The organism is Pseudoalteromonas sp. S3785 (assembly GCF_005887365.1).
GTDB lineage: Bacteria > Pseudomonadota > Gammaproteobacteria > Enterobacterales > Alteromonadaceae > Pseudoalteromonas.
Window position 1 is genome coordinate 1 of record NZ_PNCT01000176.1, and the last position, 268, is coordinate 268.

Genomic DNA, 268 nt, shown 5'->3' on the forward strand with positions numbered 1-268 from the left:
TGGCATTCAGTTAGGTGGTTCGGTTATAAATGTAATCGCTATCGGCGCGGTTATGTCGGATGTGGTTGGCTGTGGTGCTAATTCGCGTACCGCGTTGATCACCCGTGGCTTGGCTGAATTAACACGCTTAGGGTTCGCCTTAGGCGCAAAGAAAGAACCCTTTATGGGGATGGCAGGGCTTGGTGATTGAATCGTAAACTGTACCCATAAACAATCACGTAAACGACGCTTTGGTCAAACATTAGGCAAAGTTTAAGGAGTAGCCGCT

1 pseudogene is annotated in these 268 nt (G+C 48.1%); it reads left to right on the forward strand.

Features of this window, described 5'->3' with window-relative positions:
* A pseudogene (locus CWC17_RS19045) lies at nucleotides 1–250 on the forward strand (NAD(P)H-dependent glycerol-3-phosphate dehydrogenase); the annotation flags it as partial.
* Between the last annotated feature and the right edge of the window lie 18 nt (nucleotides 251–268).